Origin of the sequence: Aquimarina aggregata, from assembly GCF_001632745.1 — a bacterium.
GTDB classification, from domain to species: domain Bacteria; phylum Bacteroidota; class Bacteroidia; order Flavobacteriales; family Flavobacteriaceae; genus Aquimarina; species Aquimarina aggregata.
The window spans coordinates 48,936-69,937 of record NZ_LQRT01000046.1 but is presented as its reverse complement, the minus strand read 5'-3'; the positions used below and the strand labels follow the sequence as shown (position 1 = coordinate 69,937).

General features: G+C 33.0%; 10 protein-coding genes. All 10 read left to right on the top strand.

The annotated features are described in order from the left end of the window. The first annotated feature begins 26 nt into the window (after window positions 1-26). Complete coding sequence (locus tag AWE51_RS21315) at window positions 27-2,399, top strand: PSD1 and planctomycete cytochrome C domain-containing protein (RefSeq protein WP_066317968.1); 2,373 nt, start codon at window positions 27-29, stop codon at window positions 2,397-2,399. A 5-nt stretch (window positions 2,400-2,404) separates the two neighbouring features. Beyond that, window positions 2,405-3,877 carry a DUF1501 domain-containing protein gene (locus tag AWE51_RS21310; protein WP_066317966.1) on the top strand — a complete coding sequence of 491 codons (1,473 nt, stop codon included), beginning with the start codon at window positions 2,405-2,407 and terminating at the stop codon, window positions 3,875-3,877. A gap of 11 nt (window positions 3,878-3,888) precedes the next feature. After that, window positions 3,889-4,932 (top strand): NHL repeat-containing protein, encoded by a 1,044-nt coding sequence (locus AWE51_RS21305; RefSeq protein ID WP_066317964.1) that lies wholly within the window; start codon window positions 3,889-3,891, stop codon window positions 4,930-4,932. Next, on the top strand, window positions 4,929-5,756 hold the full coding sequence (locus AWE51_RS21300; protein WP_066317963.1) for a chitobiase/beta-hexosaminidase C-terminal domain-containing protein: 828 nt from the start codon (window positions 4,929-4,931) through the stop codon (window positions 5,754-5,756). Before AWE51_RS21305 ends, AWE51_RS21300 begins: the two co-directional genes overlap by 4 nt. A 2-nt stretch (window positions 5,757-5,758) precedes the next feature. After that, window positions 5,759-7,870: a c-type cytochrome domain-containing protein gene (locus tag AWE51_RS21295; RefSeq protein WP_066317962.1), complete on the top strand. Its 2,112-nt coding sequence runs from the start codon at window positions 5,759-5,761 to the stop codon at window positions 7,868-7,870. A 13-nt stretch (window positions 7,871-7,883) separates the two neighbouring features. Beyond that, the gene (locus AWE51_RS21290; RefSeq protein ID WP_066317960.1) at window positions 7,884-10,220 is read left to right on the top strand and encodes a GH92 family glycosyl hydrolase; all 2,337 of its coding nucleotides are present in this window, start codon (window positions 7,884-7,886) and stop codon (window positions 10,218-10,220) included. 55 nt (window positions 10,221-10,275) lie between these two features. Further along, window positions 10,276-12,585, top strand: a complete 2,310-nt coding sequence (locus tag AWE51_RS21285; protein ID WP_082832549.1) for a GH92 family glycosyl hydrolase — start codon at window positions 10,276-10,278, stop codon at window positions 12,583-12,585. A gap of 250 nt (window positions 12,586-12,835) precedes the next feature. Beyond that, window positions 12,836-15,988, top strand: a complete 3,153-nt coding sequence (locus AWE51_RS21280) for a SusC/RagA family TonB-linked outer membrane protein (RefSeq protein WP_066317957.1) — start codon at window positions 12,836-12,838, stop codon at window positions 15,986-15,988. A gap of 26 nt (window positions 15,989-16,014) precedes the next feature. Then, complete coding sequence (locus AWE51_RS21275) at window positions 16,015-17,565, top strand: SusD/RagB family nutrient-binding outer membrane lipoprotein (RefSeq protein WP_066317955.1); 1,551 nt, start codon at window positions 16,015-16,017, stop codon at window positions 17,563-17,565. Between the two features lie 79 nt (window positions 17,566-17,644). Further along, entirely contained in the window at window positions 17,645-20,983 is a 3,339-nt protein-coding gene (locus AWE51_RS21270; RefSeq protein WP_066317953.1) for a VCBS repeat-containing protein, read from the top strand. The last annotated feature ends 19 nt before the right edge of the window (window positions 20,984-21,002 follow it).

Here is a 21,002-nt window from a genome sequence, read left to right as displayed (position 1 = left end):
ATTGTTTAACCTTAAGATGTAAACCAATGAAAAAGAAAGATGCCGCACTATATTTTTTAGTTTTTTTTATAGCAGCCATTTTTGTTAAATGGATGTTCTCTAATCAAGATGAAGAATATATACTGTTGACCGAAAACAAAAGTGAACATAGTAATTCAAGTAAAAAAGGAACTAAAACAGTAGCTATACCTAAAATACCAGAAGTAATCAGTTATAGCTTTCATGTAAAACCAATACTTTCTGATAAATGTTATGCTTGCCATGGTCCTGATGAAGGTTCTCGTGAAGCAGGACTTCGTTTTGATACTAAAGATGGTGCTTATATACCTTTAGGAGAAAATAAAGATCGATTTGCAGCCAAACCGGGAGACGTTGAAAATAGTGAAATGATTCAAAGAATATATAGTCAGGATGATCACAAACTAATGCCTCCGCCAGATTCAAATTTGACATTGAGTGAGTATGAAAAAGGAGTACTGAAAAAATGGATAGAAAGTGGAGCTCAATGGGATTCTCATTGGTCATTTAAAGTACCTGTTAAAGGAGCTTTACCTATTGTGAAAAACGTAACATGGGGAAATAATGAAATTGATAAATTTATTCTTAAACGATTAGAGGATGAAGAACTTTTACCGTCTGAAATAGCAAGTAAAGAAAAGTTAATAAGACGCGTATCTTTTGATCTTACAGGTTTGCCACCAACAATAGAAGAAACTGAAAACTTTATAAAAGATACTTCTGAAAAAGCATTTGAGAAAGTTGTTGATAGATTACTTAATTCTAATGCTTATGGAGAGCGTATGGCATTAGACTGGATGGAAGTAGCAAGATATGCAGATACACATGGATATCAAGATGATTTAGAACGTATAATGTGGCCTTGGCGAGACTGGGTCATACATGCCTTTAATAAAAATCTACCTTATGATGAATTTGTAAAATGGCAACTGGCCGGAGATCAGATTGATAATGCTTCTTTAGAACAAATAGTAGCATCAGGTTTCAATAGAAATCATAAAATCACTCAAGAAGGAGGAGTAATTGATGAAGAGTACCGTGTAGAATATGTAATGGATCGAGCAAATACAACAGCTAAAGCATTTATGGGGTTAACTATGGAGTGTGCTCGTTGTCATGATCATAAATATGATCCCATATCGCAAAAGGAATTTTATGGTATGTACAGTTTTTTTAATCAGTTAAAGGAAAAAGGACAGATAGACTATGGAGAAATACCAGAACCATATGTAGCATTAGATCAGAAAACTATTAAAACAGAATTACCATTTGTGAATATACCTGATTCAATCACCGAAGTAAAGTTAATGGTAATGAAAGACGAAAAAGGGATACGTAAAAACCATTTGTTAAAACGTGGACTTTATGATGCCCCAGGTGAAGAAGTATCATATGCACTACCAAATGAGGTACTACCATTTTCTGATCAATATTCTGAAGATAGACTAGGACTGTCTCAATGGTTTTTTGATGATCAAAATCCATTAACAGCAAGAGTAATGGTCAATCGGTTATGGCAACAAATGTTTGGAGCAGGTATTGTTATAACAGCCGATGATTTTGGTAACCAAGGGGCTTTGCCAACACATCCTGAGTTATTGGACTGGCTTGCAGTAACTTTTAAAGAAGAAGGATGGGATATAAAAAGTACATTAAAAAAAATAGCCTTATCCGCAACGTATCAACAAGATTCTAAAATAACTCCTGAGTTATTAGAAAAAGATCCTGAAAACCGATTATTAGCAAGAGGATCACGCTATAAATTGCCTGCAGAAGCTATTAGAGATAATGCATTGTTAGCAAGTGGACTGTTGGTTAAAAAAGTTGGTGGTCCTAGTGTAAAACCTTATCAACCAAAAGGTTTATGGGCAGAGACAACTTCTGGGGTTGGACTTACAGAATATATTGCCGATAAAGGAGAAGGCTTGTATAGGAGAAGCTTATATACCTTCTGGAAACGAACAGTGCCACCACCTTCTATGTTAACTTTTGATGCAGCTTCTAGAGATTTCTGTACTGTACAACGACAAAAAACAAGCACACCGCTCCAAGCATTAGTGCTTATGAATGACCCTCAGTTTATTGAAGCTGCTACAATAATGGCAATTCAAGTATTAGAAAATGATAGTTTTGATGAAAAACAAAAGATAAAAACTCTTTTCAGGAAGATTACGTCTAGAAGTCCAGACGAAATTGAACTTAATAAACTATCTACCTATTTAAATGAGCAAAGACAGACAGAAATTGTCAAGAAAACAGAAAGTAAAGTTACAAAACAAAGCGTAACGATCCCCGAAAATATTCCGCCTAAAGAACTAAGAGCGTACACAGCTCTAGCTAGTTTGTTATTCAACTTAGATGAAACCATTACTAAAAGTTAAAGATCATGAGCGAGTTATTTAAACATTTTAATAATAATAATAGAAGACACTTTTTAAAGAAGGTTGGATTAGGTATAGGGGGAGTTGCTTTAGGGTCGTTGATTGATCCAATAAGTATGTTTAATGCATCAAATACTGCCAAAGATTTAAATTTAGGAGCTAGTTCTTTAAAACTTCCACATTTTGCTCCAAAAGCAAAACGAGTGATTTATCTTTTTCAAAGTGGGGGACCTTCGCAATTAGATTTGTTTGATTACAAACCAAAACTAACCGATATGAGAGGGCAAGATCTTCCAGAATCTGTTAGAAAAGGCCAACGATTAACTGGTATGACGTCTGGACAATCTAGTTTCCCTTTGGCCGATAGTAATTTTACATTCAAACAATATGGAGAATCAAGAGCATGGGTGAGTAGTCTAATGCCCTATGTTTCAAAAGTTGTTGATGAATTGTGCTTTGTAAAATCTATGCAAACAGATGCCATAAATCATGATCCTGCAATTACATTTTTTCAAACAGGATCTCAACAATCAGGAAGACCAAGTATAGGGTCATGGATGAGTTATGGTTTAGGAAGCCTGAATAATAATTTACCTGCTTTTTCTGTATTATTAAGTAGAGGTACCGGTCGACCTAATGCGCAACCGCTGTATTCTAAGTTATGGGGTAATGGTTTTTTAAGCTCTTTACATCAAGGAGTCCAATTTCGTTCTGGTAAGGACCCTGTTTTGTTTCTTAAAGATCCAGAAGGAATGTCTAGATCTGATAGAAGAAAAATGCTGGATTATTTAAGTGAGTTAAATTACAAACAGGAAACAGAATTTGGAGATCCAGAAATTAATAGTAGGATAGCACAATATGAAATGGCTTATCGCATGCAAACGTCTGTTCCGGATACAATGAATATAGATGATGAACCAGATCACATTTTTAGAATGTATGGTCCAGATTCTCAGATACCAGGAACCTATGCTGCCAATTGCATACTAGCTAGAAGATTAATAGAGAAAGATGTACGATTTGTACAATTATATCATATGGGATGGGATCAACATGATAATCTTCCAACACAAATAGAAAAACAAGCTAAAGATGTGGATCAGGCTTCGGCTGCTTTGATTCTAGATCTAAAACAAAGAGGCTTGTTAGAAGATACATTGGTAATTTGGGGAGGTGAGTTTGGAAGAACAAATTATAGCCAAGGAACACTAACAGACACAAATTATGGACGAGATCATCATCCTAGATCATTTACAGTTTTTATGGCTGGTGGAGGAGTAAAACCTGGATTTACTTATGGCGAAACCGATGAACTTGGATATAATGTCATAAAAGACCCAGTGCATATTCATGATTTTCAGGCTACACTAATGCATCTTATGGGAATTGATCATACCAAATTCACTTTTAAACATCAAGGAAGAAGGTTTAGGTTAACAGATGTTCATGGTCACGTAGTTAAAGATCTCATAGCATAATATTGTAAATCATGAATAGAAGAAAGTTTTTACATAAGTCAATATGCGCCTCTGCAGGGGTACTTACGTTACCAATGTACTCTGGAGCGTATTCCTTTGATTATCATAAAGATTTGATTATTGGCCATAATTCACATCAATATAAAGTTGATATGAATTGGGGTAAATTAGATGCGAACAAAGTTCCGGTTCAAGACTGTCATGAAATTATTCAAGACTCTAAAGGAAGAATTATATTGCTTACTAATCATGTCAAGAATAATATCATAATCTATGACAAATCTGGAAAACTTATAGAAACTTGGGGCACGACATATCCCGGAGGTCACGGATTAACGCTTTCTACGGAAAATGGAGAAGATTTTTTATTTATTACTGATTATGAACGTCATCAGGTTATTAAAACAACCATAGATGGCAAAGAAGTAATGACTATAGAGTATCCTGCAGATACTGGAAAATATAAAAACAAAGAAGAATTTAAACCGACTGAAACAACAATTTTAGAAAATGGAGATTTTTATGTGGCCGATGGCTACGGAAATCAATTTATATTACATTATAATTATAAAGGGGAACTCTTAAATATATTTGGAGGCAGGGGAATAGAAAATGATCAATTTTTAAATGCGCATGGTATTTGTTTAGATGCAAGAAATCAAGAATCTCCTGTCCTTTTAGTAACAGCAAGAGAGCAAAATCAATTAAAAAGATTTAGCTTAGATGGTACGTATTTGTCTTCGATAGAAGTTCCTGGCGCACTTATTTGCCGACCTGTCATTCATAAGGATGAAATTTATTTTGCAGTTCTCAAATCTAGAGGAGCAACCCAAAATAATTCTGGGTTTCTTTTAATCATGAATGATAAAAACGAGGTTATTTCTTGTCCCGGTGCTACAAAACCTTTGTATAAAAATAATTCATTAGCAGAGTTATATCAAACTATAAAATTATTTCAACATCCTCATGATGTATGTATTGATGAAGACGATAATATGTATGTAGCGCAATGGAACTCAGGTCAGACATATCCTATAAAATTAATCAGAGTATGAGATGTGTATTTGTGATAGCAGCATTACTATGTATGTATTCTTGTAAAAAGAATAGTAATAAAAGTGATTTATCTGATCATTTTGTACAAACCAAAGATGTACAATTAGTAAATCCAAAAATTGAAACAAAAAGTGTAATTATAGATTCATCTTCATCGATCACAGCATTATTAGATTTGGATCAAGCAGTAATTTATTACACAACAGATGGAAGTGAACCAGATGAAACATCAAATAAGTATACGAACTCAATTTCGATTTCAAAACCTGGTAAATATACTTTTAAGGCGTTTCATTTAGATTTTAAACCTAGTGATGCAATAGATGTATCATTCTTTAATAAAGGAGTAGATGTTCGTAGTATTGCTTTAGAGACCGCTTTGAATAAACAATATCCGGGTAAGGGTCAGAATACCTTAGTAAATGGTGAAAAAGGAACGTTAAATTTTAGAGATGGCGAATGGCTAGGAGTTACAGAACCATTTATAGCTATTGTAGAATTTGATGATGTTATGTATATAGAATCAATCGATATAGGATATTTAGTAAATACTGATTCATGGATTTTTCCTATTCAAGATATTTCTATAGATTTTTCTGAAGATGGGATTAATTACATGCCGATAGGACCAATAAAGAAAATAGAAAAGCAGGAGAGTAACAGTACCAAATTAGAAAATATTAATATTTCAGTTTCAAAGAGACTTAAAAAAATGAAAATCAAAATATCTAATGTTACAGCCATTCCTAAATGGCATCAAGGAAAAGGTAACCCTGCCTGGCTATTTATGGATGAATGGATTTTTAATACCCAAAAGAACTAATCATGAATTTTATAATACCCGAAATATGGTACTTGTTTTTGAGTCAAATGTTCTTTGTTCAAATAGAAAGTAATACACCAGAGTTTATTTTGTTTTTAGGGCGTTTTCACCCTTTAATATTGCATTTACCAATTGGGGGATTACTATTAGTGTTTTACTTCGATATTGTTGGACGTATTCGTAAAAAATACCCAGAAACACTTATTAAGAACGGATTAGGTTTTAGTACTTTTTTTGCAAGTATTGCATGTGTTTTAGGCTATTTTTTATCGTTAGAAGGAGGTTACGAGGAAAGTACCACAAATATTCATATGTGGACAGGTATTGGTACAGCAATTTTGACATTAGTATTATTTCTAATTAAAAGATCTTCAAAAGAAAATTTAGAAAAACTATTTTTCCCATTATTTGTCATGACTATTATTTTGATAAGTATAACAGGACATTTTGGTAGTATATTAACTCATGGGGATAATTTTATAACGCAATATTCACCATTAAAGACAAAAACGAAGAAGCCTCAAGCGATAGATAGTTTACGTTATTTCTCTGATGTAATATATCCAATTCTTGATGCTAAATGTGTGCAATGTCATAATGCAACCAAACAAAAAGGAGGATTATCTCTAATTTCTGAAGAGATGATACAAAAAGGAGGAAAAAATGGGGCATTAGTACAAAAAGGAAATGCTTTAAAAAGTCATATGATTAAAAGAATTTTATTGCCATTAGACAATGAAGAACATATGCCACCTGCGGGTAAAAATCAAATTACTACCGATGAATTATGGTTATTAAAACATTGGATAAATAATGGTGTAGATTTCAAGAAAAAAGCATTAGCTTATCAAAGTAACGATACGTTAATAAGTCTATTAGAGAATTATATAGAAAAAGATATAGAAAATATTCCTGAAGCTTCTATTAGAGCCTTAAATAAAGTAGTGAAAGCTGGCTTTTCGGTACATAGGATTGCTATTAATCAACCACAATTGATAGTTAAATTTACCAAAGACTCGATTTCAGAAGAAGCTGTTAATACATTAGCAGGAATCTCTGAGCAGTTGGTAGAATTGGATATGAATACTACATTGCTTACAGATGATATGACTAAAGGATTAAAATACCTAAAGCGATTAGAAAAATTACGTCTTGATAATACTAAAATCACCAATAAAACTCTCAATTATTTAATAGATTTAAAGAAACTTAAGGTTTTAAATCTTCATCACACAGCTGTTGATAATGATGGCTTAAAGGTAGTTCTAGAAAAAATAGCTTTAAACGATGTATTTATTTGGAATACTAATGTTGATAAGGAATTTGTTAGACAAGTAGAAAAAGCTAGTAAAACAAAAATCCACGAAGGGATTTTTGAAGGATTTACCGAAATCAAACCATTAAAACCTCCTAAACTTATTACAGAACAATCTCTTTTTTCAGATAGTCTTTTGATTGTTTTTAATGATCCTGCCCGTTCTGCAAAACTATTTTATAGTCTTGATGGTTCGGATCCTGACAGTACATCTACTCGATATAATGAGCCCATTAAAATAGTAAAATCTACTAAGTTAAAAGCAAAAATGTATCAAGATGAATGGTTACCAAGTCCAATCTTTGAAAAAGATTTTTTCAAAATAAAATATAAAGTCACAAATTTTGAAATTGTAAATGAGCCATCTACTAAATATCCCGGAGCACATAAAATTTTTGATTTTATAGAAGGAAGTACTCTTTTTTCTGATGGAAAATGGACCGGTTATGAAGGGGTAGATCTAATTAGCACAATTAATTTTGAAGAACCTAAAAGTATTAATGGTGTTGCTGTAAGTTGCCTTAGAGATTCAGGTTCATGGATTCTATTCCCAAAGAGGATAGAAGTATATTCCAGAAACGAAAACACTTCTTTTCAAAAAGTAGGAGAGATGGATTATGATGCTACACATCAAAGAGAAGGAGGAGATAAAAGTCAAAAACGATTTAATATCAAAATAAAGGACGTTGAAGCTAAATACCTAAAAATAATAGTTCAAAACGCAGGAAAACTTCCAAAATGGCATCAAGGAGCAGGTAAAGTTCCATGGCTTTTTGTTGATGAAATAGTAATACAATAAAATAAAATAATCAATGAGAATAAAACTTGTTATATACGCTTTAGTACCTTTTATTTTGGCATGTAAGTCAAAACAAAAAGATGAAAAAGTAGAAGAGATTCAAGAACAAGAGGAAGTATCATTAACAGATTATGTAAATCCGTTAATGGGAACAGATTCTGCCTTTGATTTATCTAATGGAAACACATATCCGGCAATTGCAACTCCTTGGGCTATGAACTTTTGGACACCAATGACTTCAAAAATGGGAGATGGCTGGACCTATAAATATGATGAAAATAGAATTAGAGGCATAAAACAAACTCATCAGCCAAGCCCATGGATAAACGATTATGCAGCATTTTCCTTAATGGCAATTACAGGAGATCTTAAATATAAAGAAGACGAAAGAGCTTCTTGGTTCTCGCATAAAGCAGAAACAGTTAAACCACATTATTATAAGGTATATTTAGCGGATTATGATGTTACTGCAGAGGTTACGCCTACAGAACGAGCTGCACATTTTAAATTTACTTTTCCAGAAGCAAAACAATCTTATATCATGTTAGATGCCTTTTTTAAAGGGTCTATGGTTAAAATTATTCCAGAAGAAAGAAAGATTATAGGATATTGTAGAAATAATAGTGGTGGTGTGCCTAATAATTTTCATAATTATTTTGTGGCTCAATTTGATAAAGATTTTGAAGTTAATCATACTTGGACAGACGACTGGACATTAATAAACAATTCTAAAGAAAATGAAGGAGAACATGTAGGAGCTATTATAGGGTTTAGCACTAAAAAAGGAGAAGCTGTGCATGTAAAAGTTGCCTCTTCTTTTATAAGTTTAGAACAAGCACAATTAAATTTAGATAGAGAAATAGGGAAAGATACTTTTGAAGAAACCTATAATAAAGCAAAAAATGAGTGGGAAAAAGAATTAGGAAAAATTGTAATCGAAGATGATAATACAGAACATATTAAGACCTTTTATTCTTGTCTGTATCGTGTACTGTTGTTTCCAAGAAAATTCTATGAATACAATGAGAAAGACGAAATAGTTCATTATAGTCCTTACAATGGTAAAGTATTACCTGGTTATATGTTTACCGATAATGGTTTTTGGGATACATTTAGAGCAGTTTTCCCTTTCTTTAATATGATGTATCCAGAATTAAATGGTCATATTATGCAAGGATTGGCAAATACATATAAAGAATCGGGATGGTTACCAGAATGGGCAAGTCCAGGTCATAGGGATTGTATGATTGGATCAAATTCGGCTCCAATCATTGCAGATGCATTTTTAAAAGGAGTAACAGATATTGATAAAGAAATTTTATTTGAGGCAATCCTAAAAAACGCTACAACTTCAACAGGAAGACCATTGTCTGATGGAAACCCCATTCGTTCTGTCGGTCGAGAAGGAATAGACTATTATAATACTCTGGGTTACGTGCCGTATGATGTTAAGATCAACGAAAATGCAGCACGAACATTAGAGTATGCATATGCAGATTTTACAATTGCGAAAATGGCTGAAAAACTAGGTAAGAATGAGCTAGCTACTAAATTTTACAAACGCTCACTTAATTATAAAAACCTATTTGATCCATCGACAAAATTAATGCGAGGAAAAAACAAAGATGGTAGCTTTCAAACTCCATTTAATCCACTAAAATGGGGAGATGCTTTTACTGAAGGTAATAGTCTACATTATACATGGTCAGTTTTTCATGATGTTGATGGTTTAATACAATTAATGGGTGGTAAAACTGAGTTTGAAAAACAATTGGATCATGTATTTTCTATGCCACCAGAGTTTGATGCGTCTTATTATGGATTTACAATTCATGAAATTCGTGAAATGCAAATTGTTAATATGGGTAATTATGCACATGGAAATCAACCGATTCAACATATGATTTATTTATATAATTATGCCAATGCGGCCTATAAAACACAAGAAAAAATTAGAGAAGTACTTACCAAGTTATATGCTGCAACACCAGATGGATATTGTGGTGATGAAGACAACGGGCAGACTTCTGCTTGGTATGTGTTTAGTGCATTGGGATTCTATCCAGTTACTCCAGGGGTAAACCAATATGTAATAGGAAGCCCATTATTTAAGAAAGCTACTTTAAAATTAGAAAATGGCAATTCATTTATCATAGATGCTCCAAATAATTCTAAAAAAAATGTATACATAAATTCAGTCTCTTTAAATGGAGTGCTTCATGATAAAAGTTTTATAAATTTTGAAGATATTCAAAAAGGTGGGACATTAAATTTTAAACTTCATAATAAACCTAATAAAAACTGGGCAAGTACAATTGGAGCAGTACCATATTCACTAAGTAAAGAGTAATTTATTAATTACTCTAGTTTTAATTCTAAGGGGGTATTATAAAAGAAAAATGAGAATGATATTTAACATTTTAAGAAGATTTGATAGTTTCATACGCCTACTACTTATTTTTTTACTAGCTTCTTGTTCTCAAGAAGAAAAAGAAAAATTTCGATCAGAGAAAAAAGAAATTGTCAAAGAAGATAGAATAGACGTTATCCAATATGTAAATCCTTTTATTGGGACATCAAATTTTGGAACTACTAACCCAGGCCCCATAGCAGTAAGAGGTATGGTCAATGTATCGCCTTTTAATGTTGCGGGTAGCAGAAATTTACCGTTAGAAAAGGATAGCCGCTGGTTATCTACACCTTATGTTCATGAAAATACTTTTTTGACGGGATTTAGTCACGTAAATTTAAGTGGAGTAGGGTGTCCTGATTTGGGTGTAATTGTAGCGATGCCAACTACAGGAGATCTGGAAACACAGTATACAAAATACGGATCTACATATTCTGATGAAATTTCAAAAGTTGGATACTACACGACTACTTTAGATAAATACAACGTTAAAGTAGAAACAACGGCAACCACTCGAGTAGGAGTAAATAAGTATTCTTTTCCAAAAGGTGAAGCAAACATTTTATTAAACTTAGGGTTGGGGTTAACTAATGAGCAAGGCGCTACCATGAAAATTGTTTCCCCTACAGAGATTGAAGGTATTCGAACCGTAGGCTCATTTTGTTACTATAAACCAGAAGAAGCATATCCTGTTTATTTTGTAGCAAAATTCTCTGAACCTGCAAATGAATTTGGAGTGTGGAAAAAGCCTTTAAAGTATAAAGGAATAGAAGCGGATTGGATGAGTAATTATAATGGTAATACTAGAATTAAGAAAGGATTTACCAAAGAAATTACAGGAGATAGTATTGGTGGGTATATGAGATATAATTTTGAAAAACCTACTCAGATAGAAATGAAAATAGGAATATCCTATGTTAGTATAGCAAATGCTCGTGAAAATCTTGAAAAAGAAACTCGAAATAAGACGTTTAATCAAATCAAAAATGAGACTAAAAGAGAATGGAATGAGTATTTGTCAAAAATAGAAGTAGAAGGAGGAAAAGAAGATGATAAGACTGTTTTTTATACAGCATTGTATCATACTTTGATTCATCCTAATACACTAAATGATGTTAATGGCGAATACCCTAAAATGAGAACCAGAGAAACTTTAGAAACTAAGAATACCAGATATACCGTTTTTTCATTATGGGATACGTATAGAAATCTACATCAATTAATGAGTTTAGTGTATCCTAAACAGCAATCTGATATGGTCAAAAGTATGTTGCAAATTTATGATGAAACTGGTTGGCTTCCTAAATGGGAATTAAATGGTACCGAAACAACGACTATGGTAGGAGATCCCGCAGGTATTATAATAACAGATACGTACCTTAAAGGAATTCGTGATTTTGACATAAATAAAGCATATTCGGCTATGTTAAAAAGTGCAAATCAATTAGACCATAATCCTTTACGTCCAGGTATTAGAGACTATATCGAAAAAGGGTATTTAACAACAAAAACAACAAGTAGTGGTTCTGTATCTACTACACAAGAGTATAATATTGCAGATTTTGCTATCGCGCAATTAGCCAAAGAATTAGGCGATAAAACAAATCATGAACGGTTTTCGAAGCGCGCACTATCATATAGAAAACTCTTTGATAAAGAGTTTAATCTATTACGACCTAAAAATGATGATGGGAGCTGGTTAACTCCCTATAACCCTGAAACAGGAGCAAATTTTATTAAAAACTTAGGATTTATAGAAGGAAATGCGTGGCAATATACATTTATGGTTTCACATGACATTTTGGGACTAAAAAATAATATGGGAGGTGATAAGATGTTTTTAGAACAACTCCAAAAAGTTTTTGATTATGAGCAGTACGATATGGCTAACGAACCCGATATAGCCTATCCATTTTTATTTAATTATGTAAAAGGTCAAGAATGGAGAACACAAAAAAAAGTAAGTGAACTATTAGATAAACACTATCAAAACACTCCAAATGGCTTACCGGGAAATGACGATACAGGAACAATGTCTGCATGGGCAATATTTTCAATGATAGGAATCTACCCTATTACTCCGGCATCACCAATATATACCTTTTGTAAACCAAAATTTGATAAAGTAATAATTCACTTGGATAATGAGTATTACAAAAATGATACTTTGGTAATAACAGCTCATAATGTAAACAGTAAAAAAAATATAGATACTATAAAAATTGGAGATGAAACGTACAATAGCTTTTTTGTTTCTCATAAAAAGCTCACTAATTCAGGGAAGTTGCATTTTAGCCTGAAATAGATCTTTTAAGTAGTTTTAACATAAATACTAAAGAAACTGTAGTTCTAAATGTTAAAATAAAATAAAAAGAAGTGACTTCAAACGTTTTCGTAATCTTGTCCTTTAACTTTTCAGCATTGTCATTGGTCGAAAAACTTTTCGAAAAGTTAATGATATTATAACATTTATACTGGGTTAATTAAGAAACCATAATTGGTTTTTTTAGCCTGGGAGAGCAGAAATTAACTTAATGTAAATTAAACAATCTAATATGTGTAATAAGTTACTAGTATTTCTAGTGTTTGTGTCTTTTGTTGGTTTTCAAACAATAAAAGCACAAGATTCGACAGTATCGGGTACGATAACCGATGAGAAAGTAGGTAGGCCTATTCCAGGAGTAAATGTTATAGTCAAAGGTACATCGATAGGTGTGTTGTCTGATTTTGAAGGTAACTATTCGGTTAATTTGCCTAAACCAGATGCGATTTTAATTTTTTCATCATTGGGGTTTGCTACAAAAGAAATTCCTGTTAATGGGCAAACAAGAATTGATGTATCATTATCAGAATCAGAAGAACAACTTGACGAAGTTATCGTCACAGCACTTAATATCAGAAAAGAACAAAAGACACTGGGGTATTCTGTTACTCAATTAGAAGGAGAGTCTATTTCTGAAGTAAAATCAACAAATGCTATAAACGCTTTACAAGGTAAAATTGCAGGAGTTAATATTACACAACCTTCTACAGGGGCAGCAGGTACAAGTAGGGTTATTATTAGAGGAGCTTCAAGTTTAGCAGGAAGAAATCAACCTTTGTATGTTGTCGATGGTGTGACTATTGATAACACACAATTAGGAGCAGCAAGTGAGTGGGGAGGTTCGGATTTAGGAGATGGTATTTCTAGTATTAATCCAGATGACGTAGCGTCTGTAAGTGTACTTAAGGGTGGAGCAGCAGGAGCTTTATATGGTTCAAGAGCATCTAATGGAGTAATAATTATTACGACCAAGAATGGAAAAAATCAAAAAGGATTGGGAGTTGAATATTCTAACCAAATTAACTTTGATCAGATTGATACTAGCTTTAGAGATTTTCAAAAAGAATATGGTCAAGGTACTCAAGGAGTCGCTCCTACAACTCAGGATGCAGCGCTTGATGCGGCTTTTACATCTTGGGGAGCAAGACTAGGTAGTATACCAAGTTCTGTACAATTTGATGGAGTTTCAAGACCCTACGTAAATGTTGGTGATAATTTAAAAAGATTCTATAGAACAGGAAGCTCATTGATTAATACAGTTGCCTTATCCAAATCAGGAGAAGGATATAATTATAGATTTGGGATTAGTAATTTAGATAATTTAGATGTTGTTCCCAATTCAGAAATTAATAGAAAAACATTTTCGTTAAATTCTAGCTCTACAGTAGCAAATAAATTAACTTTAGATGTGAGCGCCAGGTATATTATTGAAAAAGTAACCAATAGACCTAGAGTTTCTGATGCTCCAGGAAATGCAAATTTTGGAACAGCACTATTACCGGCAAATGTAAATGTAACCGATCTGGGTGCAGATACAGGAGGAGCTAGAGAGAGTGATGGTTTCGAAAGAAGAATTAGCAGAAGTCCTTTTTTAACCAATCCATATTGGGCATCAAGTAGGTTTAGAACTTTTGATAGACGAAACAGAATTATTAGTGCTGCAACCGTTAATTATGAAATATTCGATTGGTTAGACATTAGTGCAAGAGCTGGTATTGATCATAACACTACTAGAACTACAATTATTACAGGATATGGTACGGCTTTCCAAATTCAAGCTGATGGAACAGGAGGTGGAGATATTCTAGAACGAGAAGTGAATCTTACCCAAGTTGATGCAGATTTGCTTTTAAATATTAATAAAGATATTACCGATAAGTTTAAGATTGATGCTACTTTTGGAGCAAATAAAAATACACAACGATCTGATAGATTAGATCTTAGGGGAAGTAATTTTATAGTTCCTTTCTTAGAAATTATAGGAAATGTACGAAACCCAGGAGCAAGTGAAAGAAGATTAGAAGAAATTGCATTATCGGGGATCTATGGCTCGATAGGTTTATCATATAATGATTATTTATTCTTGACTGTTACAGGAAGAAATGACTGGTTTTCTACCCTTTCTGCAGTGGGTAAAGACAGTCCAAATAATGAATTTTATCCATCAGTAAATGGTAGTTTTGTATTTTCTGATGCTTTTGAAATGCCTTCATGGTTTACTTTTGGAAAAGTAAGAGCAGGATACTCTGAAGTTGCGGGTGGCGCACCGAATCCTTATAGTCTAAATTTACCATTCCAAATTTTTGGGCAAGGACATCAAGGCCAACCTTTAGGTCAGATTGCTACAGGTGCAGTACCTAACTCTGCAATTACACCATTTTCTAAAGAAGAAATAGAAGTTGGATTTGATATGCGATTTTTTAATAGCCGATTAGGGATAGATTTTGCTTATTATACGAATACAACTAAAAGGGATATTGTTAATGTTAATATTTCTAATACTTCAGGGTTTTCTAATGTACTATCAAATATTGGTGAATTAGAAAATAAAGGAATAGAGCTTTTAATTTCTGCAACGCCTTTCCAAAATGATAATTTTAAATGGAATACCAGTGTAAATATTGGTTATAATGAAAGTGAGGTAATTGCAACAGATGAAGATAATGGTAATTTGACTATTGGTAATGTTCGTACGTTTGCCGCAAACGTTAGTCAAGTTGTAGGACAACCTTTTGGTGTAATATTAGGAACAGCATATTTGCGAAACAATACAGGTCAATTGGTATATGATGCAGATGGTCTCCCAGTTATAGATCCAGAAAGGAGAGTTCTAGGAGAAGGTGTTCCTCCATTAACACTTGGTTTTTCAAATACAGTTAGTTATAAGAATTTCACATTAAATTTTCTTATCGACGGAAAATTTGGAGGTAAAGTATATGCAGGAACTAATGCAACGGCTATTTCAACAGGGTTGCATAAAAAGACATTAGTAGGAAGAGAAGGTAACTTTACAGTTACAGGAGTCACAAATGTTACAGATGCTAACCCCAGTGGAGATCCCTTTACATTTACCCATGATCCTACAACAATACAAGGATATTATGGCCGTATTTCTGGTATAGCAGAGGAGGTTGTAGAAGATGCCGATTTCATTAAACTTCGTCAGTTTAGCTTAGGATATACCTTTCCTTCAGACATATTGGGAAGAACATTTATCAATTCAGCGAGTGTTTCGTTAATAGGTAGAAATCTGTTCTTTATCTCTAAAAAAGCAGATAACATAGATCCTGAAGCAGGATTTAATGCAGGAAACGCACAGGGGTTAGAGTATTTTGGGCTACCTCCAATTCGCAGTTATGGATTGAGTGTGAATGTAAAATTTTAAGTGAATACTATAATAATAGTCATATTATGAAAAAAATATTGAAAATTTTTTTAACAGCTATCACAGTATTGACCATTACCAATTGTGATAACGGCTTTGAAGAACTAAATCAGGATCCTAATTCGGCTTTGCAATTAGATCCCGGACCAAAACTTACAAATACTCTTTTAAGAACGGCAGGAGATCGTTTCGAAAATTGGAGAGGAAATTTAATTTATTCCTCGACTATGATCCAGCATATGTCTGCTACAGGAGGAGTTTGGGCTGGAGATAAATATCTGTATAATGCCCAATGGTCCGGTGCATGGTTTGAAAGAGGGTATGGAGATATGGTTAAAGCAGTAGAGGATCTTTTATCTCAATTGCAAACTAATGCAGATGGTGAATTTTCTGAAGAGATGGTATCTATTGTAAGAATTTTACGAGTTTTTATTTATCATAAGATTACCGATTTATACGGAGATGTACCATATAGTGAAGCAGGGAAAGGATTTATAAGTGGTATTTTTAGACCAAAATACGATCCGCAAAGTGAAATATATGCCGATATGCTTAATGAATTAGCAGAAGCTACTGCTGGTTTAGGTACTGGAGCTTCTCAATTAGGAAGTGCAGATATACTTTATCAGGGTAGTCAGGAAAAATGGAAACGTTTTGGATATTCTTTGATGTTACGCCTCGGATTACGTCTGATTAAAGTAGATCCTGCTGCATCACAACAATGGGCGCAAAGAGCAATTGATGGTGGTGTAATGCAATCTAATGATGATATAGCATATATAGAACATACGTTAGTTGATGGACTAAACAGAAACGGTAATGGACAGGTTTTTAGTGCAGATGGTGATTCTAGACTTAGTGATACTTTTGTAAATATATTAAATGGTGATCCAAGGCTTACAATTTATGGTTCATTGCCAGAAGATACAGGAGAAACTGATGCAGATGGTAACGCTATTTTAAGAACAGAAGCAGAACGAATGGATCCAACTATGCAAAGAGGTTTGCCTAATGGGTTAAATGCAGATGGATTATTAGCATTAACAGGAGAAACAAATGACCAAGCTTATACAGAAGCAAATCGGTTAATTATAACAGGAGAAGATGCTCCGTATTTCTTTCAAACTTATGCCGAAGTAGAATTTATGTTAGCAGAAGCAGCATTAAGATGGGGAATAGCTGGGGGAGATCCTGCTACACATTATAATAACGGGGTCACTGCAGCAATGAAATTCTTAGCACTGTATGGCGAAAACGCTATAATACCCGATAGCGATATTGCAGATTATCTTACAACAAACCCTTATAACCCAGCAATAGGATTAGAACAAATAAATACGCAGTATTGGGTATGCACTTTCTTAAATGATATTGAATCGTATGCCAATTGGAGAAGAACAGGGTTTCCTGTATTAACCCCAGTGAATTTTCCAGGAAATGAAAGTAACGGGCAAATACCAAGAAGATTACGATATTTCGAAAGAGAACAAACTGCGAATCCACAGAACTATCAAGAGGCCATTACAAGACAAGGGCCAGATCAATTTACCACCAGAATATGGTGGGATGTAGAATAATTTTTATTTTCATAATAGTTTTTGATTTAACCAAAAAAGAAGGGATTCCCATTTTCCCTTCTTTTTTATCGTAATAGTTATGAATAAAATACCAATAAGTTTAGTTTTTATTTTAATTCTGATAAGTGCTCAGGCACAGGAAAATACACTATTTACACTATTGCCATCTGATCAAACTGGAATTACTTTTTCCAACAATGTAATCGATAAGAAAGACAGAAATATCTTGTTGTATTCAAATTATTATGGAGGAGGAGGAGTAGGTGTTGCAGATTTTAATAACGATGGATTACAAGATGTTTTTTTTAGTGGAAATTTAGTAGGAGATGAACTTTATATCAATAAAGGTAATCTAACTTTTGAGAATATAACACAAAAAGCTGGTATTAAGGATAATGGAGGGTGGTCATCGGGAGTAGCACTAGCAGATGTAAATAATGACGGATATATAGATATTTATGTATGTAGAGAACTTTATGATGATGATCAAAACCTAAGAAAGAATAAATTATACATAAATAATGGAAACCTTACGTTTTCAGAACAAGCAGAGAAGTTTGGAATAGCAAATAATGAGCGAACAAGACATGCTACTTTTCTAGATTATAATAATGATGGATTACTGGATCTTTTTTTACTTAATCAACCTCCAAACCCTGGTAGTTACTCTAAATTTTTTGGGATCAATCTTAAGAATGACTTGAAGTATGCTTCAAAACTTTATAAAAATGTTGACAATACACATTTTGTTGATGTGAGTGCAGAAGCAGGAGTGCTAAGGACCAGCAATGCAAATAGCGTTTCTGCATCAGATTTCAATAATGATGGTTTTACCGATTTGTATATCGCCAATGATTTTTATCTACCAGATTTTTTTTATATCAATAATGGTGATGGAACATTTACCAATATTGCAAATAAAGCGTTAAAACACATGTCATATTTCAGTATGGGAGTAGATGCTGCAGATATTGATAATGATGGATTACTTGATATTATGGTAGCAGACATGGCAGCAGAAGATAATATTCGATTAAAATCAAATATGAGCGGAATGAATCCAAAGGATTTTTGGACAGTTGTTAATAATGGCGGACATTATCAATATATGTTTAACACACTTCAATTAAATAATGGAAACGGTACTTTTAGTGAAATTGCTGAGTTGGCATCTGTATCTTCTACCGATTGGAGTTGGGCAAACTTAATTGCAGATTTTGATAATGATGGATTAAAAGATATTTATGTCACAAATGGTTTATTAAGAGATATACGAAATACAGATGCCAATAAAAAGATGGGGGATCATGTAGTTGATGTCGCAAATACTTTTGTGAAAAATAATCCGAATGCTGGAGATGTTAGTATTTGGGAAATTTTAGATCTTGAAAAAACTATAGAAATTCTTCCTTCAGAAAAACTAACCAATTATGCTTTTAAAAATAACGGTGATTATACGTTTACAAAAACCATGAAAGATTGGGGGCTAAACCAAAAAACCTTTTCAAATGGAGCAGCCTATGCAGATCTTGATAATGATGGAGATTTAGAAATTATAGTAAATACAATTAATGAAGAAGCACTTATTTATAGAAATAATACAACCAGCACTTTACAAAATAATTTTTTGAGATTCAAGATTAGTGATAAAACGTATAAAAATACATTAGGGACGAAGATTACAATTTATTATGGAGAAAAAAAGCAGTTTGTAGAGACTACTAATGTACGAGGTATCTATTCTACCAGTGAACAAACAGTACATTTTGGTCTGGGAAAAACAAATAAGATTGATAAAGTAGTTGTGAATTGGCCAAATAATAAACAAACTATAATAAAAGATATAAAAGTAAATCAAGTGCTCTCACTTTACATGAATGATGCTCAGTCTAAACATGGTCAAGAAAGTGCCATAACTAAATCTGTTTTTAAGGAGATTACACAACTTCAAAAATTAGTACATAAACATAAAGAAAACGATTTTGATGATTATAAAAACCAAGTATTATTACCGCATAAATTGTCACAGTTGGGTCCCGGATTAGCAGTTGCAGATGTTAATAATGACGGTCTTATCGATGTTTATATAGGTGCTTCTGTAGGAGATAGAGGAAAACTTTATATTCAGAATACATTGGGAACCTTTACAGAATTAGTGCAAGATTCATTCATAAAAGATAGTGAGTCAGAAGATTTAGATGCTGTTTTTCTTGATGTCGACAATGATGGTGATCAGGATTTATATGTTGTAAGTGGAGGAAATGAATATCCTCTAGAATCAAAACAGTATAAAGACAGATTGTATATAAATGATGGTCAAGGAAATTTTAGTAAAGAAAACAACCCTGATTTACCTAAAAGTAGTGGGGCATGTGTAGTGCCCAAAGATTTTGATAATGATGGCGATATTGATTTATTTATAGGTGGGCGATTAGTGCCTAGTGAATACCCACTTCCTGCTTCCAGTACTATTTTAGAAAATAAAAAAGGAACATTAGTAGATGTAACGCAGCAGATAGCACCAAAATTGAAAAACTTAGGAATGGTAACCGACGCTTCCTGGGATGATTTTGATAAAGATGGGGACCAAGATTTAATTATAGTAGGAGAATGGATGCCCATTACCATTTTTGAAAATGATAGAGGTAATTTTACTAACCCCAAAAATACTATGATTAAAAATTCTAGGGGATGGTGGTTTAGTATTGAAAAAGGAGATTTTGATCATGATGGCGATACAGATTTTATAGTTGGAAACTTAGGACTTAATTATAAGTATAAAACGACAGTAGATAAACCTTTTGATATTTATTATAAAGATTTTGATCAAAACGGTAAAGAAGATATCGTATTGGGATATTATAATTACGGAAAACATTATCCAGTAAGAGGGTTTTCATGTTCTGCGCAACAAGTTCCTGAACTCACAAAAAAAATAGGTAAATACGACTTGTTTGCATCTTTAGAAATAGACAAAGTTTACGGAAATACTAATCTCGATAATGCATTGCATTATGAAGCTCAAACATTTGCAACCTCTTATCTCGAAAATATAGGGAATGGTAAATTTATTTTATCAAATTTACCTAATAACGCACAATTCTCTAGTACAAACGATATACTTGTAAAAGACTTTAACAATGATAAACATTTGGATGTATTATTAGTTGGTAATTTATATACTTCAGAGATAGAAACCATGCGAAACGATGCTGGTACCGGAGTATTACTTTATGGAAATGGGAATGGTAGTTTTATCCCAATTGATAACGAAGAAAGTGGTTTTTTTGCTGATAAAGATGCTAAGAAAATAAGAATGATAGATGGTAAAAAGAAACTTGTTTTAGTCGCTAATAATAATGATGAAGTACAGCTTTTTGAATATGTTCCATTAACAAAAGAAAATAAAAACGAATAAAAAGTTTAAACGTAATATT

What these genes read in the sequence shown, in the direction of transcription:
- AWE51_RS21315 (WP_066317968.1), top strand. Translation starts at nt 27, where the DNA reads ATGAAAAAGAAAGATGCCGCACTATATTTTTTAGTTTTTTTTATAGCA.
- AWE51_RS21310 (WP_066317966.1), top strand. Translation starts at nt 2,405, where the DNA reads ATGAGCGAGTTATTTAAACATTTTAATAATAATAATAGAAGACACTTT.
- AWE51_RS21305 (WP_066317964.1), top strand. Translation starts at nt 3,889, where the DNA reads ATGAATAGAAGAAAGTTTTTACATAAGTCAATATGCGCCTCTGCAGGG.
- AWE51_RS21300 (WP_066317963.1), top strand. Translation starts at nt 4,929, where the DNA reads ATGAGATGTGTATTTGTGATAGCAGCATTACTATGTATGTATTCTTGT.
- AWE51_RS21295 (WP_066317962.1), top strand. Translation starts at nt 5,759, where the DNA reads ATGAATTTTATAATACCCGAAATATGGTACTTGTTTTTGAGTCAAATG.
- AWE51_RS21290 (WP_066317960.1), top strand. Translation starts at nt 7,884, where the DNA reads ATGAGAATAAAACTTGTTATATACGCTTTAGTACCTTTTATTTTGGCA.
- AWE51_RS21285 (WP_082832549.1), top strand. Translation starts at nt 10,276, where the DNA reads ATGATATTTAACATTTTAAGAAGATTTGATAGTTTCATACGCCTACTA.
- AWE51_RS21280 (WP_066317957.1), top strand. Translation starts at nt 12,836, where the DNA reads ATGTGTAATAAGTTACTAGTATTTCTAGTGTTTGTGTCTTTTGTTGGT.
- AWE51_RS21275 (WP_066317955.1), top strand. Translation starts at nt 16,015, where the DNA reads ATGAAAAAAATATTGAAAATTTTTTTAACAGCTATCACAGTATTGACC.
- AWE51_RS21270 (WP_066317953.1), top strand. Translation starts at nt 17,645, where the DNA reads ATGAATAAAATACCAATAAGTTTAGTTTTTATTTTAATTCTGATAAGT.